22 protein-coding genes are annotated in these 24,613 nt (G+C 70.2%); 21 read left to right on the top strand and 1 reads right to left on the bottom strand.

Annotation, left to right across the window (positions count from 1 at the left end; genetic code table 11):
* Window positions 1–30: 30 nt before the first annotated feature.
* The 6 genes from rpoZ (at window position 31) to E6C70_RS04330 (ending at window position 7,100) form a co-directional block, all read left to right on the top strand.
* A complete protein-coding gene (gene rpoZ / locus E6C70_RS04355; protein WP_136422590.1) occupies window positions 31–288 on the top strand; it encodes a DNA-directed RNA polymerase subunit omega in 258 nt (85 codons plus the stop codon).
* Window positions 289–304: 16 nt separating this feature from the next.
* A complete protein-coding gene (gene coaBC, locus E6C70_RS04350; RefSeq protein WP_136423730.1) occupies window positions 305–1,510 on the top strand; it encodes a bifunctional phosphopantothenoylcysteine decarboxylase/phosphopantothenate--cysteine ligase CoaBC in 1,206 nt (401 codons plus the stop codon).
* Between the two features lie 67 nt (window positions 1,511–1,577).
* Entirely contained in the window at window positions 1,578–2,771 is a 1,194-nt protein-coding gene (gene metK / locus E6C70_RS04345; protein WP_136422587.1) for a methionine adenosyltransferase, read from the top strand.
* A gap of 8 nt (window positions 2,772–2,779) precedes the next feature.
* A complete protein-coding gene (locus E6C70_RS04340; RefSeq protein ID WP_136422586.1) occupies window positions 2,780–4,774 on the top strand; it encodes a primosomal protein N' family DNA-binding protein in 1,995 nt (664 codons plus the stop codon).
* Window positions 4,775–4,779: 5 nt separating this feature from the next.
* Window positions 4,780–5,721, top strand: a complete 942-nt coding sequence (gene fmt, locus E6C70_RS04335) for a methionyl-tRNA formyltransferase (protein WP_136422585.1) — start codon at window positions 4,780–4,782, stop codon at window positions 5,719–5,721.
* Complete coding sequence (locus E6C70_RS04330; protein WP_235833264.1) at window positions 5,718–7,100, top strand: RsmB/NOP family class I SAM-dependent RNA methyltransferase; 1,383 nt, start codon at window positions 5,718–5,720, stop codon at window positions 7,098–7,100. The genes fmt and E6C70_RS04330 overlap by 4 nt, the downstream gene beginning before the upstream one ends.
* Before the next feature lie 116 nt (window positions 7,101–7,216).
* Here the strand turns inward: E6C70_RS04330 and E6C70_RS04325 are convergent, their stop codons facing one another.
* On the bottom strand, window positions 7,217–7,627 hold the full coding sequence (locus tag E6C70_RS04325; protein WP_136422582.1) for a YccF domain-containing protein: 411 nt from the start codon (window positions 7,625–7,627) through the stop codon (window positions 7,217–7,219).
* 71 nt (window positions 7,628–7,698) lie between these two features.
* Here E6C70_RS04325 and rpe point away from each other — a divergent pair, with 71 nt between their 5' ends.
* The 15 genes from rpe (at window position 7,699) to pyk (ending at window position 24,577) form a co-directional block, all read left to right on the top strand.
* Window positions 7,699–8,370, top strand: a complete 672-nt coding sequence (gene rpe, locus E6C70_RS04320) for a ribulose-phosphate 3-epimerase (protein ID WP_136422581.1) — start codon at window positions 7,699–7,701, stop codon at window positions 8,368–8,370.
* A gap of 10 nt (window positions 8,371–8,380) precedes the next feature.
* Window positions 8,381–8,644 (top strand): phosphoribosyl-ATP diphosphatase, encoded by a 264-nt coding sequence (locus E6C70_RS04315; protein WP_136422579.1) that lies wholly within the window; start codon window positions 8,381–8,383, stop codon window positions 8,642–8,644.
* A gap of 49 nt (window positions 8,645–8,693) precedes the next feature.
* Window positions 8,694–9,533, top strand: coding sequence for an ATP phosphoribosyltransferase (gene hisG, locus E6C70_RS04310; RefSeq protein WP_136422577.1), 840 nt, complete (start codon window positions 8,694–8,696; stop codon window positions 9,531–9,533).
* A 13-nt stretch (window positions 9,534–9,546) separates the two neighbouring features.
* The gene (hisF, locus tag E6C70_RS04305; RefSeq protein WP_136422575.1) at window positions 9,547–10,308 is read left to right on the top strand and encodes an imidazole glycerol phosphate synthase subunit HisF; all 762 of its coding nucleotides are present in this window, start codon (window positions 9,547–9,549) and stop codon (window positions 10,306–10,308) included.
* On the top strand, window positions 10,308–10,661 hold the full coding sequence (gene hisI / locus E6C70_RS04300) for a phosphoribosyl-AMP cyclohydrolase (protein WP_136422573.1): 354 nt from the start codon (window positions 10,308–10,310) through the stop codon (window positions 10,659–10,661). Before hisF ends, hisI begins: the two co-directional genes overlap by 1 nt.
* Window positions 10,658–12,184 (top strand): anthranilate synthase component I, encoded by a 1,527-nt coding sequence (locus E6C70_RS04295; RefSeq protein WP_136422571.1) that lies wholly within the window; start codon window positions 10,658–10,660, stop codon window positions 12,182–12,184. The genes hisI and E6C70_RS04295 overlap by 4 nt, the downstream gene beginning before the upstream one ends.
* Window positions 12,181–12,801 carry a Trp biosynthesis-associated membrane protein gene (locus E6C70_RS04290; protein ID WP_136422569.1) on the top strand — a complete coding sequence of 207 codons (621 nt, stop codon included), beginning with the start codon at window positions 12,181–12,183 and terminating at the stop codon, window positions 12,799–12,801. Before E6C70_RS04295 ends, E6C70_RS04290 begins: the two co-directional genes overlap by 4 nt.
* A 31-nt stretch (window positions 12,802–12,832) precedes the next feature.
* A complete protein-coding gene (locus E6C70_RS04285) occupies window positions 12,833–13,063 on the top strand; it encodes a DUF6704 family protein (protein ID WP_136422567.1) in 231 nt (76 codons plus the stop codon).
* Window positions 13,060–13,839, top strand: a complete 780-nt coding sequence (trpC, locus tag E6C70_RS04280) for an indole-3-glycerol phosphate synthase TrpC (RefSeq protein WP_136422565.1) — start codon at window positions 13,060–13,062, stop codon at window positions 13,837–13,839. Before E6C70_RS04285 ends, trpC begins: the two co-directional genes overlap by 4 nt.
* Window positions 13,839–15,050 (top strand): tryptophan synthase subunit beta, encoded by a 1,212-nt coding sequence (gene trpB, locus E6C70_RS04275; RefSeq protein WP_136422563.1) that lies wholly within the window; start codon window positions 13,839–13,841, stop codon window positions 15,048–15,050. The genes trpC and trpB overlap by 1 nt, the downstream gene beginning before the upstream one ends.
* On the top strand, window positions 15,047–15,850 hold the full coding sequence (trpA, locus tag E6C70_RS04270; protein WP_136422560.1) for a tryptophan synthase subunit alpha: 804 nt from the start codon (window positions 15,047–15,049) through the stop codon (window positions 15,848–15,850). Before trpB ends, trpA begins: the two co-directional genes overlap by 4 nt.
* 88 nt (window positions 15,851–15,938) lie before the next feature.
* A complete protein-coding gene (lgt, locus tag E6C70_RS04265) occupies window positions 15,939–16,967 on the top strand; it encodes a prolipoprotein diacylglyceryl transferase (RefSeq protein WP_136423726.1) in 1,029 nt (342 codons plus the stop codon).
* A gap of 116 nt (window positions 16,968–17,083) precedes the next feature.
* Window positions 17,084–21,658, top strand: coding sequence for a glutamate synthase large subunit (gene gltB / locus E6C70_RS04260; protein WP_136422558.1), 4,575 nt, complete (start codon window positions 17,084–17,086; stop codon window positions 21,656–21,658).
* Window positions 21,651–23,108, top strand: a complete 1,458-nt coding sequence (locus E6C70_RS04255) for a glutamate synthase subunit beta (protein WP_136422556.1) — start codon at window positions 21,651–21,653, stop codon at window positions 23,106–23,108. Before gltB ends, E6C70_RS04255 begins: the two co-directional genes overlap by 8 nt.
* Before the next feature lie 53 nt (window positions 23,109–23,161).
* Window positions 23,162–24,577 (top strand): pyruvate kinase, encoded by a 1,416-nt coding sequence (pyk, locus tag E6C70_RS04250; RefSeq protein WP_136422554.1) that lies wholly within the window; start codon window positions 23,162–23,164, stop codon window positions 24,575–24,577.
* Window positions 24,578–24,613: the final 36 nt, after the last annotated feature.

Here is a 24,613-nt window from a genome sequence, read left to right as displayed (position 1 = left end):
TTCATCCCGCACTTCAAGGAGAACCCCTTCATGGCTGACAAGCTCACCGGCATCATCGACCCGCCCATCGACGACCTCCTCTCGAAGGTCGACTCGAAGTACCAGCTCGTCATCTTCGCGTCCAAGCGCGCCCGGCAGATCAACGACTACTACGCCGACCTCCACGACGGCAGCCTGTTCGACAACGTCGGCCCTCTGGTCGACTCGAACATCGATGACAAACCGCTCTCCGTGGCGATGCACGAGATCAACGAGGACAAGCTCGAGATCAAGCCGATCGCCGAGTGACGATCGTCCGATGGCACTGAACGTCGTCGTCGGAATCGCCGGGGGGATCGCCGCGTACAAGGCGGTCAACGTGGTGCGCGCACTCGTGCTGCAGGGCCATTCCGTCCATGTCGTCGCCACCGATGCGGCCCTCCGCTTCGTCGGCCGCCCCACCCTCGAGGCGATCAGCCGCAACGAGGTGAACACCGACCTCTACGAGGGTGTCGCCGAGGTGCGCCACGTCGCGCTCGGTCAGGCGGCGGACCTCATCGTCATCGCTCCGGCCACCGCCAACACGATCGCGAAGATCAGCGCGGGCCTCGCGGACGACCTGCTCGGCAACACCATCCTCGCCAGCACAGCCCCTCTGGTCATCGCGCCGGCCATGCACACCGAGATGTGGCAGAACCCGGCGACGGTCGAGAACATCGCCACGCTCCGGCGTCGGGGGGTCGTCGTCGTCGGACCGGCCGTCGGCCAGCTCACGGGGAAGGATTCGGGCCCCGGTCGCATGGAGGAGCCCGACGTGATCGTCGAGGCCGCCCTCGCCGCATATGCCACCGCGAAGCGGGGCGCATCCGGTGACCTGGCCGGTCGTCGCGTGGTGGTCAGCGCCGGGGGAACGCGCGAGCCGCTCGACCCGGTGCGCTTTCTCGGCAACCGCTCGAGCGGCAAGCAGGGCGTCGCGATCGCGGCCGCTGCTGCCGCTCGCGGCGCTGCGGTCACGCTCGTCGCCGCGCACCTCGAGGTGGCCGCCCCCGACGGGGTGAGCCTCGTCGAGACGGGGACCGCCCTCGAGCTGGAGGCCGCGATGACGGATGCTGCGGCATCCGCCGACATCGTCGTCATGGCGGCCGCGGTCGCCGATTACCGGCCCGACCAGGTGCGAGACGCCAAGATCAAGAAGGACCAGCAGGGCGAGACGCTCGAGCTGGTGCTCGTCAAGAACCCCGATGTCCTGGCGGGACTAGCGGCCGCGCGCCGCGACGGACAGGTGATCGTGGGCTTCGCCGCGGAGACCGAGGCCGACCGCGATGCGCTGCTCGCGATCGGGCGGGACAAGATCGCCCGCAAGGGCGCCGACCTGCTCGTCATCAACAGGGTGGGCTGGGCGCAGGGATTCGCCACAGACGGCAACGACGTGGTCGTGGTGAATCGCTCCGGAGATATAGTGAGCGAGGCCTCCGGCAGCAAGACGTCGGTGGCCGACCGCATTCTCGACGCCATCCTCGCGCTCGACTGAGCCCGAGGCCGTCGCATCGGATGCGGCTGCCGAACCATGACGCTCGTCACACAAGAAACGGGGCACCATGAGCGACCTTCGCCTGTTCACGTCCGAATCCGTCACGGAAGGGCATCCCGACAAGATCTGCGACCAGGTCTCGGACTCCATCCTCGACGCCCTCCTCTCCGTCGACCCCAACTCCCGGGTCGCCGTCGAGACACTCGTCACGACGGGCCTCGTGCACGTCGCCGGCGAGGTGACCACGTCGGGCTACGTCGAGATCCCGGCGATCGTGCGCAACGTGATCACGGGCATCGGCTACACCTCATCCGACGTCTGGTTCGACGGGCGCTCGTGCGGCGTCTCCATCTCGATCGGCTCGCAGTCGCCCGACATCGCCCAAGGCGTCGACGCGGCCTACGAGAGTCGCGAGCAGTCCAGCGTCGACGACCTCGACCGTCAGGGCGCCGGCGACCAGGGCATCATGTTCGGCTATGCGACCACCGAGACGCCCCAGCTGATGCCGCTGCCGATCTGGGTCGCCCACCGCTTGTCCGAGCGGCTTGCCCAGGTGCGCAAGGAGGGGCTGGTGGACTACCTCCGTCCCGACGGCAAGACGCAGGTGACGGTCGGCTACGAGGGCAGCGTGCCCCGCACCATCGAGACCGTCGTGCTCTCGACCCAGCACTCGCCACTCGTCAGCACGGAGAAGCTCCGGGCCGAGGTCGAGGAGCTCGTCATCCGCCCCGTCCTCGAATCGGTGGACCTCGGCCTCGATGACCTCAACGTGCTGATCAACCCCACGGGTCGGTTCGAGATCGGCGGCCCGCAGGGCGACGCCGGTCTCACCGGACGCAAGATCATCATCGACACCTACGGCGGCGCCTCCCGTCACGGCGGCGGAGCGTTCAGCGGGAAGGACCCGTCGAAGGTCGACCGGTCGGCGGCCTATGCGATGCGATGGGTCGCCAAGAACGCCGTGGCCGCCGGATTCGCCGATCGTCTCGAGGTGCAGATCGCCTACGCCATCGGCAAGGCGGCGCCCGTCGGGCTCTACGTCGAGACCTTCGGCACCGGGCACCTGCCCGACGCGGACATCACCCGCGCCATCCGCGAGGTGTTCGACCTGCGGCCCGCGGCGATCATCCGCGACCTCGACCTGCTGCGCCCGATCTACGCCAAGACGGCGACCTATGGTCACTTCGGCCGAGAGTTGCCCGACTTCACCTGGGAGCGCACGGACCGCGTCGACGACCTCCGCAGCGCGGCCAGCCTGTAGGAGCGCACATGGGCGATGCGGAGGCGCCGGCCACCCCGGATGCACCCGAGGCGCCGACATCCATCGCCCGTGTCACGATCGATTCGCCCCTGCCTCAGCTCGACCGCCTGTTCGACTACGCGGTACCGGCAGCCCTCGCAAAGGGCCTCGTCCCGGGCGTGCGTGTGCGCGTGCCGTTCGGGGGGCGCACCGTGTCGGGCTACGTCGTCGAGCTCGTCACGCCCGGCGACAGCGAGTTCGGCGGCCGACTCGCCGAGCTCGAACGGGTCGTCTCGCTGGCGCCCGTGCTGCCGCCGGACCTCTGGCGGCTCGCGCGCCAACTCGCCGACCGTGCGGCCGGCAGCGCCGGCGACGTGCTGCGTGTCGCCATCCCACCCCGGCAGGCCCGGGTGGAGAACCGCTGGCTGGCTGCTGAACGGGGTGTGCCCGAGACGGTCGACGCGCCGGCGCTGACCGGATACCCCGATGGCACCCTCGAGCGCCTCGCTCGGGGCGAGCGTCTCGCTGTGTCGGCGATTCCGCGCACGGTTCGGCTGCCCGGCGGCGCGGAGGTCGGGCACTGGGCGATCACCCTGGCCGAACTCGCCGCGGCGACCATCGCGGCCGGCCGGAGCGCGGTGCTGCTGGTGCCCGACTTCCGCGACCAGGCGCAACTCGAGGCGGCGGTCGCCGTGCTCCTCCCGCCGGCATCAATCGCCCTGCTCGACGCCCGCAGGCCGGACGCCGAGCGTTATGCCGCCTACCTGCGCTGCCTCGAGCCGGCCCCGGTGGTCGCCATCGGCAACCGCTCGGCCGTCTACGCCCCGGTGACGGAGCCGGGCCTCATCGCCATCTGGGACGACGGCGATCCGCTCTACGCTGAGCCGCTCGCGCCTTATGTGCATGCCCGGGATGCCGCCCTCGTGCGGCAGGAGAACGAGGGCTCGAGTCTCGTGCTGCTCGGCAACACGCGCAGTGTCGAAGCGCAGCGACTCGTCGAGATCGGCTGGCTCGACTCGGTCGAGCCGCCCCGCTCGGGTCGACCGAAGGTGGTGCCGACCGCACGCCAGTCTGACGACGAACCAGCCGCGCGCGCCGCACGCATCCCCTCCACGGCGTGGCGCACCGCCCGGGATGCCCTCGCGAAGGGACCGGTGCTGCTCCAGGTCGCCAGCCCCGGCTACGCACCGTGGTTGGCCTGCGCGTCGTGCGGCCAGGCCGCGCACTGCGCGCGCTGCCACGGACCGCTCGGCATCCCGCGCGCGGGTGCCGCCCCGTCGTGCCGGGTGTGCGGGGCGCTGGCGACGGACTGGCACTGCGACAACTGCGGCGGAACACGGATGCGGTCGGGCGCCGTCGGATCGGCGCGCACGGCCGAGGAGCTCGGACGGGCGTTTCCCGGCGTCCGCATCATCATCGCCGACGGCGACCACACCGTGCTGCAGGTGCCGGCGACCCCCGCGCTCGTCATCGCGACCCGAGGCGCCGAGCCGATCGCCGTGGGCGGCTACCGAGCGGTGGTCCTGCTCGACGGCGAGCGGATGCTCTCGCGCGAGTCACTGCGCGTCGGGGAGGACTGCCTGCGCTGGTGGTCGAACGCGGCTGCGCTCGCGACGCCCGGCGCCCCCGTGCTTCTCGCGGGTGCGAGCGGGCCGGTCGCCGATGCCCTCGGCAGCTGGCGGCAGGCGGCCTGGGCGAAGGCGGAGCTCGACGACCGCCGGGAGCTGCGGTTCCCGCCCGCTGTGCGCGTGGCATCCGTCACCGGAACGCCGGTCGGAGTCGCGGCGGCCATGACCGCGATCGAGGACCTCTCGGGCGTGGATGTGCTCGGTCCCGTTCCGACCGGTGACGAACAGGTGCGCGCGATCGTGCGGCTGGACTACGCCGCCGGCGCAGCGGCTGCCGGCGAACTGCGCGCCGCCGTCATCGCAGCGGCGACCCGTCGACGGAAGGGCCCGGCCGCAGCCCGCGGGCGCTCCACGCCTACACTCAGAGTACGATTCGACGACCCGGAGATCCTGTAGCACCCATGAGACTGATATTCGCCGGGACTCCCGACGTCGCCGTCCCTTCTCTGCATGCCCTCGTCGATGCCGGCCACGACATCGTCGCCGTCGTGACGCGCCGAGACGCACCGCTCGGGCGCCGACGCGTGCTCACTCCGTCGCCCGTCGCTGCGGCCGCCGACGACCTCGGTCTCGACGTCGTCAAGGCGAATCGTCTCGACGAAGCCGTCACCGATCGGCTGGTGGCGCTGGACGCCGACCTCGGCGTCGTGGTCGCCTACGGCGGCCTCGTGCGTGAGCCCCTTCTCTCCGCGCCCCGGCTCGGCTGGGTCAACCTGCACTTCTCGTTGCTCCCGCGCTGGCGGGGCGCCTCGCCGGTACAACGTGCGATCGCGGCTGGTGACAGCGCCACGGGAGCTGCCGTGTTCCGCCTCGTCCCCGAACTCGACGCCGGTGACGTCTACGGCGTCGTCGAGCGCACGATCGATGACCACGACACGGCGGGAAGCTTGCTGCACGGCCTCAGCGAGGATGGCGCGGCGCTGCTGACGCGCGTGGTCGACGAGCTGGCCGGCGGCTCAGCTACCGCCGTCCCTCAGGACGGAGAGGTGACCCTGGCGCCCAAGCTCGCGCTCGACGACGCCCGCATCGATTGGTCATTGCCCCTCGAGGCGGTGGATGCTCGCATCCGCGCGGTCACCCCCGAGCCGGGTGCGTTCACGACCGTCGACGGAGTGCGCGTCAAGGTGTTGGAGGCCCGTCCGATCGAACCCTCTGACGATGACGCGGCGGATGCCTCGACCGAGCTGCGCCCCGGCGCCATCCGGGCCGCCGGCCGCCGCGTGCTCGCGGGAACGGCCACGCGAGCCCTGCACCTCCTGCGCGTGCAACCGGCCGGTAAGCAGCCCATGGCGGCGTCCGACTGGTGGCGCGGTGTCCCCGTCGACGAGGCGGTGGCGGAGTGAACGCCCCGGCCGTCCGGATCCAGCCGGCTCGACAGATCGCCTTCGACGTCATCCGGGCGGTGAGTGACAGCGACGCCTACGCCAACCTGCTTCTGCCCGTACGGCTCGAGCGGGCTCGACTCTCACCGGCCGACGCGGGCCTCGCCACCGAACTGACCTACGGCACCCTCCGGATGCGCGGCTTCTACGACCGGGTCATCGAACTCACCGCCGGCCGTCCGATCGGCGAGCTCGACGCGCCCGTGCTCGACGCGCTCCGCCTCGGAACCCATCAGCTGCTCTCGATGCGCGTCGCCGCGCACGCCGCCGTCAACGAGTCCGTCGAACTGGTGCGCCAGAACGGTTCACGGTCGGCCGCCGGTTTCTCGAACGGGGTGCTGCGCACCATCGGCCGGTCGAGCCTGCAGGAATGGCAGGACGCCGTCATCGCCGAGGAGACGGATGCCGACGAGAAGCTCGCCCTGCGCTGGTCGCACCCCGCCTGGATCGTGCGGGCCTTCCGCAGCGCCCTCGCCGCCGAGGGACGCGAGAGCGAACTCGAGGAGCTGCTCGCCGCCGACAACGTCGCCCCCCGGGTCAACCTCGTCGCCCTCACCGGCCTCCTTCCACCCGAAACGCTCGCCGCCCTTGGCGAAGCCGATCGATTCTCGCCCAACGGCCGCGTCTGGGCCGGAGGCGACCCGGCCCGGGTCACACGGGAGACGGGGGGAGCGGTGCGAGTTCAGGACGAGGGCTCGCAGCTCGCCGCGCTCGCGCTCGTCGCGGCACGACCCGTCGCGGCGGGGGAGCACTGGCTGGACCTGTGCGCCGGTCCCGGCGGCAAGGCCGCCCTGCTCGCCGCCGAGGCGCGCGTCGCGGGAGCCATGTTCACCGCCAACGAGCTGGTTCCCGCACGGGCGGAGCTCGTCCGGTCCGCTCTCGCGGCAGTGCCCGGCGAGGTGACCGTGACCGAGTTCGACGGGACGACCGTGGGTGAGAACCAACCCGAGTCGTTCGACCGCATCATGCTCGATGCGCCGTGCACGGGCCTCGGCGCGCTTCGTCGCCGCCCGGAGGCGCGCTGGCGCAAGACCCCCGGCGACGTCGCCGAACTCGGCGACCTGCAGGGACGACTGTTCGACTCGGCCGTCGACGCCCTGAAGCCCGGCGGGATCCTGGCATACGTCACCTGCTCCCCGCACCTCGGCGAGACGGTCGGCACGGTCCGAGGGGCTCGAGCGCGGCATCCGGACGCCGTGGAGCAGCTGGATGCGCGCTCGGCAGTGGCGGACGTCGCACTCGACGAGGTGGATTTCGGCGGCGACGGCCTCACCGCCCAGCTGTGGCCGCACCGCCACGGCACGGATGCGATGTTCATCTCGCTGTTCCGCAAACGCTGAGCCGTTGGAAGGCGCTGAGCCGTTGGAAAACGCTGAGCCGTTGGAAAACGCTGAGCCGTTGGAGAGCGCGGAGCCGTTCGCAATCGCTGGAACGTCCCCGAACGCCGCGGCGCCGATCAGCGCGCGGGGACGACCGCTCTGTCGAACCCGCCTTCGCGAGTGGAGACGATGTCCTTTCCGAGGGGCATGAGCGAGATCGGCACGAGCTTGAAGTCGGCGATGCCGAGCGGGATGCCGATGATGGTGACGCACAGCAGGACGCCCGAGACGATGTGCGCCAGCGCGAGCCACCATCCCGCGAGGACGACCCAGACCACGTTGCCGAGGAAGGATCCGACGCCTGCCGTCGGCTTCGCGACGATGGTGCGACCGAACGGCCACAACGCGTAGGCGCCGATGCGGAGCGACGCGATGCCCCACGGGATCGTGATGATGAGCACGCACAACAGCACGCCGACGGCCAGGTAGCCGAGGAACAGCCAGAAGCCGGCGAGGACGAGCCAGATGATGTTCAGCAGAGTGCGCACCCCACCATTCTGCGAGACCTCGCTGCGCATCCTCTGCGTGGGCGCGCCAGCGCGGCCGCTAGCCTGATGGCATGCCAACGCGCATCAACCCGAGCATCCTCGCCGCCGACTTCGCCAATCTCGAGCACGAGCTCGGACGCATCCGGAACGCCGATCTCGTGCACGTGGACGTGATGGACAACCACTTCGTGCCCAACCTCACGTTCGGCCTGCAGATGGTCACCCGTCTGCAGGAGGTCTCGCCCATTCCACTCGACGTGCACCTGATGATGGACGACCCCGATCGGTGGGCCCCGGCATACGCCGAGGCCGGGGCGTTCTCGGTGACGTTCCACGTCGAGGCCGCCAGCGAGCCCATCGTGCTCGCGCGGTCGTTGCGCGATCGCGGTGCTCGCGCGGGTCTCGCCATCAAGCCGGGCACGCCGGTCGAGCCCTACCTCGAGATGATCGAGGAATTCGACCAGGTGCTGGTCATGACGGTCGAGCCGGGCTTCGGCGGACAGAGCTTCATCCGTTCGACCATGCCCAAGCTCGCAACGCTCGCCGACGCGGTGCGCGAGAGCGGCGCGGACATCTGGTTGCAGGTCGACGGCGGCATCACAGCCGAGACCATCGCCATCGCGGCCGAGGCGGGGGCCGACACGTTCGTCGCCGGATCGGCCGTGTTCACCGCCGATGATCCCGATGAGGCCATCCTCGCGCTGCGTGCAGCGGCGGCGTCACATCCGCACCTGCACCGGTAACGTTGACCGGGTGAAGACTTTCGACGACCTCTTCGCCGAACTGGCCGAGAAGGCGACGAGCCGGCCCGAGGGCTCCGGCACCGTCCGCGAGCTCGACGCCGGTGTGCACGCCATCGGCAAGAAGATCGTCGAAGAGGCCGCCGAGGTGTGGATGGCCGCCGAGTACCAGTCCGATCAGGAGACCGCCGAGGAGATCTCGCAGCTGATCTACCACCTCCAGGTGCTCATGGTCGCGAAGGGCCTCACCCCGGTCGACGTGTACCGACATCTGTGATCGTCCGCGCTCACCCATGTCGTCCCACGTGCCAGAAGGAATCCCGTCCATGCTGAGAATCGCCGTGCCCAACAAGGGCTCGCTCTCCGAGTCCGCCATCCAGATGCTCTCCGAGGCCGGTTACAGCGGTCGCCGCGACACCCGCGAGCTGCATGCGGCCGATCCGCGCAACGGCGTCGAATTCTTCTATCTCCGGCCCCGCGACATCGCGACCTACGTCGGCTCGGGCGCCTTGGACATCGGCATCACCGGGCGGGACCTGCTGCTCGACTCCGGGTCGCCTGCCCGAGAGGTCGCGGAGCTCTCGTTCGGCGACTCCACCTTCCGCTTCGCGGGGGCGCCCGGCCGGTTCGCGCAGCTCAGCGCCCTCGAGGGCGTGCGGGTCGCCACCAGCTATCCCGGTCTGGTGGGCGCCTTCCTCGCCGATCAGGGGGTCTCGGTCACGCTCGTACCGCTGGACGGAGCGGTCGAGTCCGCGGTACGACTGGGCGTTGCGGATGCCGTGGCCGACGTCGTGTCCACGGGCGGCACGCTGCGAGCGGCCGGCCTGGAGATCTTCGGACCCGTCATCCTGCAGTCCACCGCCGTGCTCGTCGACTCGGGTGCGCCCAAGCCGGGTGCGGACACGCTGCTGCGCCGACTGCAGGGAGTGCTGGTCGCCCGTACCTACGTGATGGTCGACTACGACATCCGTCTCGAGAACATCGACGAGGCCTGCCGGATCGCACCGGGCATGCAGTCGCCGACGGTCTCGCCGCTCGCGGACAACGAGTGGGCCGCGGTGCGGGTGATGATCCCGCGCGAGGAGACCAACGAGGTCATGGACCGGCTCTACGAGCTCGGCGCGCGGGCCATCCTCGTCACCACCATCCACGCGGCGCGGTTGTGAGCGGGGGCATTCGATGAGTCTCGCTGTCCGCGTCATCCCGTGCCTCGACGTCTCCGCCGGGCGAGTCGTCAAGGGCGTCAACTTCCAGGGCCTCCGCGACGCCGGCGACCCCGTGGAGCTCGCGCGCCGGTACTACGAGCAGGGCGCCGACGAACTCACCTTCCTCGACGTGACGGCCACCGTCGACGACCGTGCGACGACCTACGAGGTGGTGGCCGCGACCGCCGAGCAGGTGTTCATCCCGCTGACCGTCGGCGGAGGGGTCCGATCGGCGGAGGACGTCGCGCGCCTCCTCGCCAGCGGAGCCGACAAGGTGGGGGTCAACTCGGCCGCCATCGCGCGCCCGGCGCTGCTCGGTGAGATCGCCGACCGATTCGGCGCCCAGGTGCTGGTCCTCTCGCTCGACGTCACGCGCAGTGCCGGCACCGAGTCCGGCTTCGTCGTCACCACCCACGGCGGCAGGACCGAGACGGGCATCGACGCGCTGGAGTGGGCGCGCGAGTCCATCGAGCGCGGCGCCGGCGAGCTGCTGGTGAACTCCATCGACGCCGACGGCACCAGGACCGGGTTCGACCTCGACCTCGTCGCCGCCATGCGCGCGCAGAGCTCCGTGCCCGTCATCGCATCCGGGGGTGCGGGCTCCGTCGACGACTTCGCCCCGGCGGTGCGTGCGGGAGCCGACGCCGTGCTCGCCGCGAGCGTCTTCCACGACGGCGTCATGACCATCGGCGAGGTCAAGGCCCGCCTGGCCGACGAAGGGATCACGGTGCGCTGATGGACATCGACGACATCCTCACCCGAACGCGCTTCACCGCAGCCGGACTGGTTCCGGCCATCATCCAGCAGGAGGACACCCGCGAGGTGCTCATGATGGGCTGGATGGATGCCGAGGCCCTGCGGCGCACCCTCACCGAGGGACGCGTGACGTTCTGGTCGCGCTCGCGGCAGGAGTACTGGCGCAAGGGCGACACGTCCGGCAACGTCCAGTACGTGCGCGGCGCGGCACTCGACTGCGACGGGGACACCGTCCTGGTGCAGGTGCACCAGGTCGGCGCGGCCTGCCACACGGGGGCGCACAGCTGTTTCGACGTCGACCCGCTCGCTCCCGTCGTGCTGGACCAGCGATGAGCGCGACGACCACCCGCGCGCAGTTCGATGCGCTCACCGCCGACCATCGGGTGATCCCCGTGCTGCGCGAGCTGTTCGCCGACGCCGAGACCCCCGTGGGCATCTACCGCAAGCTGACCGGCGGCCGCGCCGGCAGCTTCCTGCTCGAGTCCGCCGAACAGGGCGGCATCTGGTCGCGCTACTCGTTCGTCGGCGTCTCGGCCTTCGGGGTGCTGACGCAGCAGGGCGACGGTGTCGGCTGGATGGCCGAGACGGCATCGGCGCAGCGCATCCTCGGCGACGCAGCCGACCTCGCACCCCTCGACGCCCTCGCGGCGCTCTACGAGCGGTGGCAGACCCCTCCCATCCCCGGGCACCCTCCGCTCACCGGAGGACTCGTGGGCTTCGTCGGCTGGGAGTCGGTGCGCCAGCTGGAGAACCTTCCCGATCAGCCACCCGCCGATTTCGCCGTGCCCGCCCAGGCCTTCGTGTTCGTGGCGGACCTCGTCGTCATCGACCACCGGCTCGGCACGGTCTCGCTGATCGCCAATGTGCTCGCTGACGGAACGGATGGCGACGACGAGCTGTGGGCGCAGGCTCAGGCGCGCCTCGACGCCCTCCAGGTCGCACTCGCCGCGCCTACCGAACCGGGGCTGGCATCCGTCGACCTCTCGATCGCCGTCGAACCGCACTCCAACACCCCCCGAGCCGACTACGAGGCGGCCGTCGAGCACGCCAAGCAGTTCGTGCGCGACGGCGACGTGTTCCAGGTGGTCATCTCGCAGCGGTTCGAGCAGCCGGTCACCGCCGCGCCGCTCGAGGTTTACCGCGTGCTGCGGGTGCTCAACCCGAGCCCGTATATGTACCTGCTCAGCCTCGAGACGCCCGAGGGAGAGCCGTACGCCATCGTCGGGTCGTCGCCGGAGTCGCTCGTCAAGGTGCAGGACGGTCGGGCATTCACGCATCCGATCGCCGGTTCCCGCCCGCGCGGCGCGACCCCCGAGCACGACGCCGAGCTGGAGACGGAATTGCTCGCCGACGACAAGGAGCGCTCCGAGCACCTCATGCTCGTCGACCTGGCGCGCAACGACCTGTCGCGCGTGTGCGTCGCCGGCTCCGTCGAGGTGACCGAATTCATGCGGGTCGAGCGCTTCAGCCACATCATGCACATCGTCTCCAGCGTCGAGGGCGACCTCGACGCCGGACGATCAGCGGTCGACGCCTTCCGGGCGACCTTCCCGGCAGGCACCCTGTCCGGCGCGCCCAAGCCCCGCGCGCTCGAGATCATCGACGAGCTCGAACCCGCCCAGCGCGGCATCTACGGGGGAGTGGTGGGCTACTTCGGCTTCGGTGGAGACGCTGACCTGGCCATCGCCATCCGCACCGCGTTGATCAGCGGCGGCATCGCGCGGGTGCAGGCCGGCGCCGGCCTGGTGGCCGACTCCGACCCGGCGACGGAGTTCGCGGAGTCCCACAACAAGGCCGCCGCTCCGTTGCGCGCCGTCGCGATCGCCAACGCCATGTCGCGGGTGGACGCACCGTGAAGCGCCTGAAGTACGGATCCATCGTCGTCGTCCTGGTCGCGACGGCCATCGCGCTCGTCGCGGCGTCCCAGCCGTGGTTCACCCTCCGTGTACCGAGTGCGGCCGGCGGCAGCAACGACCTGACGGTCAGCGGCGCCATCGCCGCTCCCGCCCTCAGCGCTCTCGGCTTCGCCGCCCTCGCCCTCGCGGCGGCACTCGCCATCGCCGGGCCGCTCATCCGCATCGTGCTCGGCATTCTGGGCGTCGTGCTCGGCGGCTCGATCGTGCTCGCCGCATCCGTCGCCCTCTCCGACCCCGTCGCGGCGGGGGCCTCGGTGGTGACGCACGCGACCGGGGTGGCGGGGGACTCGTCGGTGCACGACCTCGTCGCCTCCACCACGGCGACCGCGTGGCCCGTGCTCGCCATCGTGGCCGGTGCGCTGCTCGCGCTCACGTGCCTGGCCGTCATCGTCACCGCGCGCGCCTGGCCGGCCTCCTCGCGGCGCTACCAGGCGGTGCGGCTCGAGGATCCGGATGCGGCCGCCGCGCCCGAGCCCGCCGAACAGCCCGCGCGCGACCGCGCCGTCGACGAGTGGGACGAGCTCTCCCGCGGCGACGACCCCACGGCCACCCGATAGACTTCCCTCGAGACGCCCCTTAAGGAGAACCATGAGCGCAGAGACCCTCGAGCCCGGCCACGGACACTCGCCGGCCGCCTGGACCGCCGTGATCATCATGCTGGTCGCCGTCACCATCGGCACGATCGCCTTCTTCTTCACCGTCGTCTGGCTGGTGTGGGCATCCTTCGTCCTCCTCGTCATCGGCGCCATCGTCGGCTGGATCCTCTCGCGCTCCGGCTACGGCGTCGGCGGCTCGAAGGTCGCCGCCTCGGGGCATTGAGCCTTCTCGCCGAGTTGACGGCGGGGTCGGTCGAAGACGCGCAGCGCCGGCGGGCGGATCTCCCGATCGCCGACCTCGAGCGCCTGGCGGCCGGGCGCGCGCCCGCGTTGGACGCTCTCGCGGCGCTCGCTCCGATCGACGAGGTCCGCATCATCGCGGAGGTCAAGCGGGCCAGCCCCTCTCGTGGCGCCCTCGCGACCATCAGCGATCCCGCGGCACTCGCCCGCGATTACGAGCGCGGCGGAGCGAGCGCCATCAGCGTGCTCACCGAGGAGCGCCGGTTCGGCGGTTCTCTCGATGACCTCCGTGCCGTCCGTGCGGCCGTGGGCATCCCCGTCCTCCGCAAGGACTTCATCGCGACGTCGTACCAGGTGTTCGAGGCCCGAGCGGCCGGCGCCGACATCGTGCTGCTCATCGTGGCCGCCCTCGAGCAGCCGCTGCTCTCTCAGTTGCACGACCTCGTGGCCGACCTCGGCATGACCGCTCTCGTCGAGGCGCACAGCGCCGACGAGGTGTCCCGCGCCGCCGATATCGGCGCGACGCTCATCGGCGTCAACGCCCGCGACCTCTCCACGTTCGAACTCGATCGCGACCTGTTCGGGTCGTTGTCGGCGCGCATCCCGTCAGGTGCCATCCGGGTGGCGGAATCCGCCGTGACGAGCGAGGCGGATGTCGCCCACTACCGTGCAGCCGGAGCGGATGTCGTCCTCGTGGGGGAGGCGCTCGTCACCGGCGGCGACCCCGTGTCCACCCTCCGACGATTCAGGGAGGTCTGATGTCCCTTCGCACCGAAGCCGGACCGTATTTCGGCGAGTTCGGCGGCCGGTTCGTGCCGGAGTCGCTCATCGCGGCGCTCGACGAGCTCTCGGCCGCGTACGAGGTCGCGCGCAACGACCCCGCCTTCGCGGCCGAACTGACCGAACTCCTCACCAACTACGTCGGCCGGCCGTCGGTCATCACGGAGGTGCCGCGGTTCGCCGAGCACGCCGGCGGCGCCCGAATCATCCTCAAGCGCGAGGACCTCAACCACACCGGTTCGCACAAGGTCAACAACGTGCTCGGCCAGGCCATCCTCACCAAGCGCATCGGCAAGACCCGGGTCATCGCCGAGACCGGTGCGGGCCAGCACGGCGTCGCCACCGCCACGGCCGCCGCCCTGTTCGGCCTCGAGTGCGTCATCTACATGGGCGAGGTCGACACCGAGCGTCAGGCCCTCAACGTCGCCCGGATGCGGCTGCTCGGCGCGGAGGTCATCCCCGTCACGGCGGGCTCCCGCACCCTTAAGGACGCCATCAACGAGGCCCTCCGCGACTGGGTGACCAACGTCGAGCACACCAACTACATCTTCGGGACGGTCGCGGGTCCGCATCCGTTCCCCGCAATGGTGCGCGACTTCCAGAAGATCATCGGCGAGGAGGCCCGCGAGCAGGTGCTCGCGCTCACCGGCCGTCTCCCGGATGCCGTCGCCGCGTGCGTCGGCGGCGGGTCGAACGCGATGGGCATCTTCCACGCCTTCCTCGACGATCAGGATGTCGCGCTCTACGGCTTCGAGGCCGGGGGAGAGGGAGCGGGCACGCCTCGCACCGCCGCCACCATCACCGTCGGCCGCCCCGGCGTTCTGCATGGCGCGCGCAGCTACCTCCTGCAGGACGAGGACGGCCAGACCGTCGAGTCTCACTCGATCTCCGCCGGCCTCGACTACCCCGGGGTGGGGCCGGAGCACTCCTGGCTCGCCAGCATCCATCGCGCCCAGTACCGACCGGTGACGGATGACGCCGCCATGCAGGCGCTCCGGCTGCTCAGCCGGACCGAGGGCATCATCCCCGCCATCGAGTCGGCGCACGCTCTCGCAGGCGCCCTCGACCTCGGCCGTGAACTCGGGCCAGACGCGACCATCCTCGTCAACCTGTCGGGACGCGGAGACAAGGACATGGAGACCGCCGCCCGGTACTTCGACCTCATCGACGAGGGGGCGCGCCAGTCATGACCGCCACCAGTGCGACGGCGAGCACCATCCGCGCTCGAGTGGATGCGGGCAGCGGTGCGCTCGTCGGTTACCTCCCGGTGGGTTTCCCCAGCCTCGGCGGCTCCATCGACGCCGCCGTCGCGCTCGTCGAGAACGGCGTGGACATCCTGGAGCTCGGCCTGCCCTACTCGGACCCCGTCATGGACGGGCCGGTCATCCAGGCGGCTACCCAGCGGGCTCTCGCCGACGGCTTCCGACTCCGCGACGGCTTCACCGCCGTGCAGGCCATCGCCCAGCAGGTGTCCGCCCCCATCCTCATCATGACCTACTGGAACCCCGTGGTGCAGTTCGGGGTCGACCGGTTCGCCGACGAGCTCGCCGCGGCGGGAGGGGCGGGCCTCATCACGCCCGACCTCATCCCCGACGAGGCGTCGACGTGGCTGGACGCGTCGGAGCGCGTGGGACTCGATCGGGTGTTCCTCGCGGCTCCCTCGTCGACGGATGCCCGACTGCGGCGATCGGTCGAGGCCAGCCGGGGATTCGTGTACGCCGTATCGACGATGGGCATCACCGGCGCCCGAGCCGACGTCGATCAGGCCGCTCGCGGTCTCGTCGGTCGCCTGCGCGAGCAGGGTGCAGACAGCACGTGCGTCGGAATCGGCATCTCCACGGCTGCCCAGGTCGCCGAGGTGCTCGAATACGCCGATGGTGCGATCGTCGGCTCGGCCATCGTGAAGGCGCTCGGCGACGGCGGCGTCGAGGCAGCGGGCGAGCTCGCCGCCGAGCTGGCCACCGGCAAGCAGCTGGCACGTTCCGCGTAGTCGACTGCTGTAATGTGACCCGAGGCGAGAAGCCGACCGCAGCGTCGGCACCTGCCGGAAGCGCGTGAGAAAGGTACCCCAGACGGTGATGGCCCCCCTGAGCATCCCGAGCCCGCCTCCCGAGTGGGCGACGCCGATCCACATCCCCTGGTTCAACGGCCAGGAGATCCCGATCCACAGCTATGCGCTGTGCATCCTCGCCGGAATCATCGTGGCCACCGTGTGGACCAGCCGTCGCCTCACCAAGCGCGGTGCCGAGCCGGGCATCGTCCTCGACATCGCCATCTGGGCCGTCCCGCTGGGCATCGTCGGGGCCCGGGCCTACCACGTCCTCACGCACCCCAACGACTACTTCTTCCCGGGCGCCGACCCGTGGGAGGTCATCCGCATCTGGAACGGCGGAGGCGCCATCTTCGGAGCGCTCATCGGTGGTGGAATCGGCGTCTACATCGCCTGCCGCATCACCGGCATCCGGTTCTGGTCCTTCGCCGACGCCCTGGCGCCCGGCCTCCTCGCCGCCCAGGCGCTCGGTCGCTTCGGCAACTGGTTCAACCACGAGCTGTTCGGCCAGCCGACGACGCTGCCGTGGGGTCTGGAGATCGAGAAGGACAACGCCGCCTTCCCTGTCGGCCTCCCGGCTGGCACGCTCTTCCAGCCGACCTTCCTCTACGAGATCATCTGGAACGTCATCGGCATCGCCGTGTTGGTGTTCTTCCTCGAGCGCCGGTACACCATGCGCTGGGGCAAGGCGTTCGGGTTCTACCTCATCTGGTACGGACTCGGCCGCTGGCCGCTGGAAGCCATCCGCCTCGACCCGAGTGAGATCTTCCTTGGCGTGCGCACCAACATCTGGGCGGCGTGGGGAGCCATCCTGCTCGGGGTCGTCATCATCCTCGTGCAGCGCCGGCGGCACCCCGGTTTAGAGCTGTCTCCGTACCGCCCCGGCAAGGAGTGGACGCCGCCGCTCGACCCCGACGAGTACGTCGTCACAGACGGGGAGGGCGACCGTGCTGCGCTAGACTCGTCCGACACGGATGCGGTCGGTTCGGGCGATGAGGCCCCGGCGGGCGCTCCGCGCGAGGCCGGAGCCACAAGCACCACCGGTTCGCAACGCTAGGTCCGGGCAACCCCGTACATCCTCTGCACGCCACGATCCCCATCAGCGGGTCCGTGCTCTGATCCCATCGGGCCGATGTCGTCCCGCCTCCACCAGAATTCCTGAGGGCGGTCTCCATGGCACTCACGCCAGTCTTCTCCCGGTTCGGCACCACTCCGTCACGGCAGGGTCTCTACGACCCCGCCGACGAGAAGGACGCCTGCGGACTAGCCATGGTCGCCACGCTCCGCGGCACCGCCGGTCACGACATCATCGAACAGGCCCTCGACGCTCTGCGTCACCTCGAGCACCGCGGGGCGATCGGCTCCGACGCCGGAACCGGCGACGGCGCCGGCATCATCACGCAGATCCCCGACGAGTTCTTCCGCGCTGTCACCGAGTTCGCTCTCCCGGCCGCCGGCGCCTACGCCGTCGGCAATGCCTTCCTGCCCACCGACCCCACCGAGCGCAGTACTGTCAAGCGGTCCATCGCCCGGCTCGCCACCGAGGAGGGCCTCGTCGTGCTCGGCTGGCGCGAGGTGCCGGTGCGCCCGGAGGGCCTCGGCTCGCTCGCCCGCGCGGCGATGCCCGCCATCCAGCAGCTGTTCCTCGGAAGCGCACGCACCGACGACACCGATGGGCCCGTGTCGGGGATCGCCCTGGATCGTCAGGCGTTCCGCCTGCGCAAGCGGGTCGAGCGCGGTCTGGAGGTGTACTTCGCCTCCCTCTCCTGCCGCACGGTGGTCTACAAGGGCATGGTCACCACCCTCCAGCTCGAGCCGTTCTACCCCGACCTCTCCGACGAGCGATTCGTCTCCAAGCTCGCACTGGTGCACTCGCGCTACTCGACGAACACCTTCCCGTCCTGGCCCCTCGCCCAGCCGTTCCGCATGATCGCGCACAACGGCGAGATCAACACCATCCAGGGCAACCGCAACTGGATGCGCGCGCGGCAGTCGCAGCTCGAGTCCGAGCTCATCGGCGACCTCTCGCCGCTTCTGCCCATCGTCACGCCGGGCGGCAGCGACTCGGCATCCTTCGACGAGGTCGTCGAGCTGCTCCAGCTCACCGGCCGCTCGCTTCCGCACGCCATCATGATGATGGTTCCCGAGGCGTGGGAGAAGCAGACCGAGATCGACCCCGCCCGCCGGGCGTTCTACGAGTACCACTCCATGTTCATGGAGCCTTGGGACGGGCCCGCGGCCATCGTCTTCACCGACGGCTCGCTCGTGGGCGCCACGCTCGACCGGAATGGCCTGCGCCCGGGTCGCTACCTGGTGACGGATGACGGACTCGTCGTCCTGGCCAGCGAGATCGGCGTCATCGACGTCGACCCGGCCAAGGTCGTGCGCAAGGGTCGACTCCAGCCCGGTCGCATGTTCCTCGTCGACACGGAGGCCGGCCGGCTCATCGAGGACGACGAGATCAAGGCCGACCTCGCCGCAGCCGAGCCGTGGGGCGAATGGCTGGAAGAGGGACGCATCGCGCTGTCCGACCTGCCGGAGCGGGAGCACATCGTGCATCCGCCGGCCTCGGTCGTGCGTCGACAGCGCACGTTCGGCTACACCGAGGAAGAGGTGCGTATCCTCCTCGCCCCGATGGCGCGGAACGGTGCAGAGCCTCTCGGAGCCATGGGGTCCGACACTCCGATCGCCGTGCTCTCCGACCGTCCGCGGCTGATCTTCGACTACTTCACCCAGCAGTTCGCGCAGGTGACCAATCCGCCACTCGACTCCATCCGCGAGGAGGTCGTCACGTCGCTCGGAACGTCGGTCGGTCCCGAGCGCAACCTGCTCGTCGCCGGACCGCAGCACGCCGAGCAGGTCTCGCTCACCTTCCCCGTGATCGACAACGACGAGCTCGCCAAGATCCAGCACATCGATCCGTCGCCCGGGTCGCGGACGACGACCACCGTTCGAGGCCTCTACCGCGTGGAGGACGGGCCCGAGGGACTGGTGCGCCGGCTCGACGAGATGTGCGCCGAGGTCGACGAGGCGATCGCGGGCGGAGCCAAGTACATCGTGCTGAGCGATCGCGACTCCACGAGCGACCTGGCCACCATCCCGTCCCTGCTCATGACCGGCGCCGTGCACCACCACCTCATCCGCGCCCAGACCCGCATGAAGGTCGGGCTGCTCGTCGAGGCCGGTGACGTTCGCGAGGTGCACCACGTCGCGCTGATCGTCGGCTACGGGGCCGCCGCCGTCAACCCGTACCTCGCCATGGAGACCTGCGAGAACCTCGTGCGCTCGGGCGTCATCCAGGGGGTCAGTCCCGAGAAGGCGGTGGCCAACGTCATCAAGGCGCTCGGCAAGGGCGTGCTGAAGATCATGTCGAAGATGGGCATCTCGACGATCGCGTCGTACGCGGGGGCCCAGGCGTTCGAGGCCGTCGGGCTGTCCGACGAGTTCATCGCGCAGTACTTCACCGGAACCACCTCCAAGCTCGGCGGCGTCGGCATCGACGTGATCGCCGCGGAGAACCTCGCCAGGCACGCCACGGCCTACCCGGCGGACGCCGCCGTGAAGGCGCACGAACGTCTCAACACGGGCGGCGAGTACCAGTGGCGGCGCGACGGGTCCCCGCACCTGTTCAACCCCGAGACGGTGTTCCGCCTGCAGCACGCCACCCGCACGCGACGCTACGACGTGTTCCGCGAATACACCCAGCTGGTCGACGACCAGGCCGAACAGCTGATGACCCTCCGCGGCCTGTTCGCGCTGAGCTCCGCGCGCACGCCCGTGCCCATCGACGAGGTCGAGTCCGTCGCCTCCATCGTGAAGCGGTTCTCCACCGGGGCGATGAGCTACGGATCCATCTCCAAGGAGGCGCACGAGACCCTCGCGATCGCCATGAACCGGCTCGGCGCCAAGTCGAACACCGGGGAGGGGGGAGAGGACCTCGACCGCCTGCTCGACCCCGAGCGCCGCAGCGCGATCAAGCAGGTCGCATCCGGCCGGTTCGGCGTGACGAGCATGTACCTCACCCATGCGACCGACCTGCAGATCAAGCTCGCTCAGGGCGCGAAGCCCGGTGAGGGCGGCCAGCTGCCGCCCACCAAGGTCTACCCGTGGGTGGCGCGCACCCGGCATGCGACGGCCGGAGTCGGCCTGATCTCCCCGCCGCCGCACCACGACATCTACTCCATCGAAGACCTGAAGCAGCTCATCTTCGACCTCAAGCGGTCCAACCCGAGTGCCCGCGTGCACACCAAGCTCGTGAGCCAATCGGGCATCGGCGCCGTCGCCGCTGGCGTCGCCAAGGCGCTCTCCGACGTCATCCTCATCTCCGGTCATGACGGCGGAACCGGCGCGAGCCCGCTCAACTCGCTCAAGCACGCCGGAACGCCGTGGGAGCTCGGGCTCGCCGAGACGCAGCAGACCCTGATGCTCAACGGCATGCGCGATCGCGTGGTCGTGCAGGTGGACGGCCAGCTGAAGACCGGAAGGGACGTCGTGATCGGGGCTCTGCTCGGGGCCGAGGAGTTCGGCTTCGCCACCGCTCCGCTCGTCGTCGAGGGCTGCATCATGATGCGCGTGTGCCACCTCGACACCTGCCCCGTCGGCGTCGCCACCCAGAACCCCGTCCTGCGCGAACGGTTCAGCGGCAAGGCCGAGTACGTCGTGAACTTCTTCGAGTTCATCGCGCAGGAGGTGCGCGAGTACCTCGCCCAGCTCGGACTGCGTTCCCTCGAGGAGGCCGTCGGGCGCCGCGACCTGCTCGACGTCAACCGCGCCGTCGAGCACTGGAAGACCGCGGGTCTCGACCTCGCGCCCATCCTCGTCGGCCCCGACTTCGCCGACGCCGAGCCGAGGCGCAACGCCCGACCCCAGCACCACGAGCTCGCCGAGCACTTCGACAACGAGCTCATCCGGCGTGCGGCGGACGCGCTGGACCACGGCGCGCCCGTGTCGATCTCCCTGCCCATCCGCAACACCGAGCGGGCCGTGGGAACCATGCTGGGCCACGAGGTCACGAAGCGCCACGGCGAGAACGGGCTGCCGGCCGGCACGATCACGGTCGAGCTGTCGGGGTCGGCCGGCCAGTCGCTCGGCGCCTTCATGCCCGATGGCATCACCCTGCGCCTCGAGGGCGACTCGAACGACTACGTCGGCAAGGGACTCTCCGGCGGGCAGATCGTCATCCGTCCTCCGCGCACCAGCACCTTCGACCCCGCGCAGAACGTCATCGCCGGCAATGTGATGGGCTACGGGGCTACCCAGGGAACGCTGTTCATCGGCGGAACCGTCGGCGAGCGATTCCTGGTGCGGAACTCCGGAGCGACCGCGGTGGTGGAGGGCGTCGGCGACCACGCCCTCGAGTACATGACCGGCGGACTCGCGCTCATCCTCGGGGAGACCGGCCGCAACCTCGGCGCCGGCATGTCGGGCGGAACCGCGTACATCCACGACCTCGTGACGGCACGGGTCAACGCCGACTCGCTCGCGAGCGGTGAGCTCGAGCTTCTTCCCCTCGGCAGCGCCGATCGCGAGATCGTGCTCGACCTGCTGCGCCAGCACGCGCTGGAGACGGGCTCGGCTCTCGCTGACGGCCTCCTCGCCGAGGGGGATGCCGCACTCGACCGCTTCACCAAGGTGCTCCCGCGGGATTACGCCGCGGTGCTCGAGACCCGCAATCTCGCCGTGGCCGAGGGGCTCGACCCCGACGGCGACGTCGTCTGGACCCGCATCCTGGAGGTGACCGGTGGCTGACCCCAAGGGATTCCTGAAAGTCACGGAACGAGAGCTGCCCGCCCGCCGCCCGGTCCCCGTGCGCCTGATGGACTGGAAAGAGGTCTACGAGCAGGGCGATTCCGGCCAGCTGCGCCGCCAGGCCGGACGCTGCATGGACTGCGGGGTGCCGTTCTGCCACCAGGGCTGCCCGCTCGGCAACCTCATTCCCGAGTGGAACGACCTCACCTTCCGGGGCGAGGGCCACGCGGCCATCGAGCGCCTGCACGCCACCAACAACTTCCCCGAGTTCACCGGGAGGCTGTGTCCGGCTCCGTGCGAGTCGGCCTGCGTGCTCGGCATCAACCAGCCCGCTGTGACCATCAAGCAGGTCGAGGTCTCGATCATCGACCAGGCCTTCGCGAACGGATGGGTGCAGCCGCAGCCGCCCGGACGCCTGACCGGCAAGACCGTGGCCGTCGTCGGTTCCGGTCCGGCCGGCCTCGCAGCCGCGCAGCAGCTCACCCGCGCCGGCCATACGGTGGCGGTGTTCGAACGGGACGACCGCATCGGCGGACTCCTGCGCTACGGCATCCCCGACTTCAAGATGGAGAAGCGCCACCTCGAGTCCCGTCTGGCCCAGATGACCGCGGAGGGCACCCGCTTCCGTGCCGGCGTCGACATCGGCGTCGACATCACCTGGGACGAGTTGCGTGCCCGGTACGACGCCGTCGTGGTTGCGACGGGAGCGCTGCTGCCGCGCGACCTGCCCATCCCCGGTCGCGACCTGCCCGGCGTGCACTTCGCCATGGAGTACCTCACCCAGTCCAACCACGTCGGGGCGGGCGACAGGGTCGAGAACCAGATCACCGCGGAGGGCAAGCACGTCGTCGTCATCGGCGGCGGCGACACCGGGGCGGACTGCATCGGCACGGCGCACCGCCAGCAGGCGGCATCCGTCACCAATCTCGCCATCGGCATCCAGCCGTCGACCGGCCGGCCCGAGCACCAGCCGTGGCCGATGGATCCCACCGTGTTCGAGGTCTCCAGCGCGCACGAGGAGGGCGGCAACCGGCAGTTCCTCGCGTCCACCGTCGAATTCCTCGCCAACGAGGTCGGCGAGGTGCGTGCGCTCCGGGTCGCCGAGACCGAGTACATCGACGGACGCCGCATCCCCAAGGCCGGGACGGAGCGTGAGATCGCGGCCGACCTGGTGCTCATCGCGATGGGCTTCACCGGCCCGGAGCAGCACGAACTCGGCTCGCAACTCGACGTCACCTTCGATGCCCGCGGCAACGTCGATCGCGGTCGCGACTACGAGACCGCCCAGCCGGGCGTGTTCGTGGCGGGCGACGCGGGGCGCGGCCAGTCGCTCATCGTCTGGGCCATCGCCGAGGGCCGGGCTGCGGCCGCCGCCGTCGACCGGTACCTTGAAGGGGAGACGGAACTGCCGTCGCCCGTGCGGCCCACCGACCGCGGCTTCACCCTCTAGACCACCCGACCCCCGATGGGGAATCCACAATCAGCACGGAGTACAGACAACACATGAGACGCGCGAAAATCGTCGCAACACTCGGCCCAGCCGCATCGAGCTACGAGCAGATCAGGGCCATCATCGACGCCGGGGTGGACGTCTGCCGCATGAACCTCAGCCACGGCAGTTACGACGTGCACGAGGGGGTCTACCAGAACGTCCGCAAGGCGGCCAACGACTCCGGTCGCGCCGTCGCCGCGCTGGTCGACCTGCAGGGACCCAAGATCCGCCTGGGCAAGTTCGAGGCCGGCCCCTACTACCTCGCCGAGGGTGACATCTTCACCATCACCACCGAGGACGTCGTCGGCACCAAGGACCTCGTCGGAACCACGTTCAAGGGCCTGCCCGACGACGTCAAGCCGGGCGACTTCCTGCTCATCGACGACGGCAAGGTGCGCGTCGAGGTCATCGACACGGATGGCGTGCGCGTGCGCACGAAGGTCATCGTGGCCGGCCCGGTCTCGAACAACAAGGGGATCAACCTCCCCGGTGTCGCCGTCAACGTCCCCGCGCTGAGCGAGAAGGACGAGGCCGACCTGCGTTGGGGACTCCAGCTCGGAGCCGACCTGATCGCCCTCTCCTTCGTGCGGAACGCCGCCGACATCGAGCGCGTGCACGAGATCATGGACGAGGAGGGCCGCCGCGTCCCGGTCGTCGCCAAGATCGAGAAGCCGCAGGCCGTCGAGCACCTCGAGGAGATCATCGAGGCGTTCGACGCCATCATGGTCGCCCGCGGCGACCTCGGCGTCGAGCTGCCCCTCGAGGCCGTGCCCATCGTGCAGAAGCGTGCCGTCGAGATCGCGCGCCGACTGGCGAAGCCCGTCATCGTCGCGACGCAGATGCTCGAGTCGATGATCCACGCTCCGGTGCCGACCCGCGCCGAGACCTCCGACGTCGCCAACGCCATCCTCGACGGCGCCGACGCGGTCATGCTCTCGGGCGAGACCAGCGTGGGGGAGTACCCCGTCATCACCGTCCAGACCATGGCACGCATCGTCGAGTCGACCGAGCAGCACGGCCTCGACCGCATTCCGCCACTCGGCACCAAGCCGCGCACGCAGGCCGGTGCCATCACCCTCGCCGCCGTCGAGGTCGCCGACTTCGTCGAGGCGAAGTACCTGTGCGTGTTCACGGAGTCGGGCGAGTCGGTGCGACGGATGTCGCGTCTGCGCAGCAGCATCCCGATCCTGGCCTTCACGCCCGACCCGGCCATCCGCCGTCGCATGGCGCTCAACTGGGGCGTCGAGTCCTACGTCGTGGATCGCGTCACGCACACCGACCAGATGGTCGCCCAGGTCGACGAGGTGCTCGCCTCCACCGGCAAGGCGGCGATCGGCGAGCGGGTGGTCATCATCTCCGGGTCCCCTCCCGGTATCCCCGGCACCACCAACGACGTGCGCGTGCACATCGTCGGAGAGGTGCTCTAGCAGCTCCGTCGAACGGGGCCGGTGCGGAACGTCGCG

The organism is Orlajensenia flava (assembly GCF_004801905.1).
In the GTDB taxonomy this organism is placed as follows: Bacteria; Actinomycetota; Actinomycetes; order Actinomycetales; family Microbacteriaceae; genus Orlajensenia; species Orlajensenia flava.
The sequence above is the reverse complement of the archived record's forward strand: the minus strand, read 5'-3'. Positions and strand labels throughout refer to the sequence as shown.

Excerpts from the sequence above, each read along its gene's own strand:
- rpoZ (WP_136422590.1), top strand. The coding sequence starts at position 31 with ATGGCTGACAAGCTCACCGGCATCATCGACCCGCCCATCGACGACCTC.
- metK (WP_136422587.1), top strand. The coding sequence starts at position 1,578 with ATGAGCGACCTTCGCCTGTTCACGTCCGAATCCGTCACGGAAGGGCAT.
- E6C70_RS04340 (WP_136422586.1), top strand. The coding sequence starts at position 2,780 with ATGGGCGATGCGGAGGCGCCGGCCACCCCGGATGCACCCGAGGCGCCG.
- fmt (WP_136422585.1), top strand. The coding sequence starts at position 4,780 with ATGAGACTGATATTCGCCGGGACTCCCGACGTCGCCGTCCCTTCTCTG.
- rpe (WP_136422581.1), top strand. The coding sequence starts at position 7,699 with ATGCCAACGCGCATCAACCCGAGCATCCTCGCCGCCGACTTCGCCAAT.
- hisG (WP_136422577.1), top strand. The coding sequence starts at position 8,694 with ATGCTGAGAATCGCCGTGCCCAACAAGGGCTCGCTCTCCGAGTCCGCC.
- hisF (WP_136422575.1), top strand. The coding sequence starts at position 9,547 with ATGAGTCTCGCTGTCCGCGTCATCCCGTGCCTCGACGTCTCCGCCGGG.
- hisI (WP_136422573.1), top strand. The coding sequence starts at position 10,308 with ATGGACATCGACGACATCCTCACCCGAACGCGCTTCACCGCAGCCGGA.
- E6C70_RS04295 (WP_136422571.1), top strand. The coding sequence starts at position 10,658 with ATGAGCGCGACGACCACCCGCGCGCAGTTCGATGCGCTCACCGCCGAC.
- E6C70_RS04285 (WP_136422567.1), top strand. The coding sequence starts at position 12,833 with ATGAGCGCAGAGACCCTCGAGCCCGGCCACGGACACTCGCCGGCCGCC.
- trpB (WP_136422563.1), top strand. The coding sequence starts at position 13,839 with ATGTCCCTTCGCACCGAAGCCGGACCGTATTTCGGCGAGTTCGGCGGC.
- trpA (WP_136422560.1), top strand. The coding sequence starts at position 15,047 with ATGACCGCCACCAGTGCGACGGCGAGCACCATCCGCGCTCGAGTGGAT.
- lgt (WP_136423726.1), top strand. The coding sequence starts at position 15,939 with ATGGCCCCCCTGAGCATCCCGAGCCCGCCTCCCGAGTGGGCGACGCCG.
- gltB (WP_136422558.1), top strand. The coding sequence starts at position 17,084 with ATGGCACTCACGCCAGTCTTCTCCCGGTTCGGCACCACTCCGTCACGG.
- pyk (WP_136422554.1), top strand. The coding sequence starts at position 23,162 with ATGAGACGCGCGAAAATCGTCGCAACACTCGGCCCAGCCGCATCGAGC.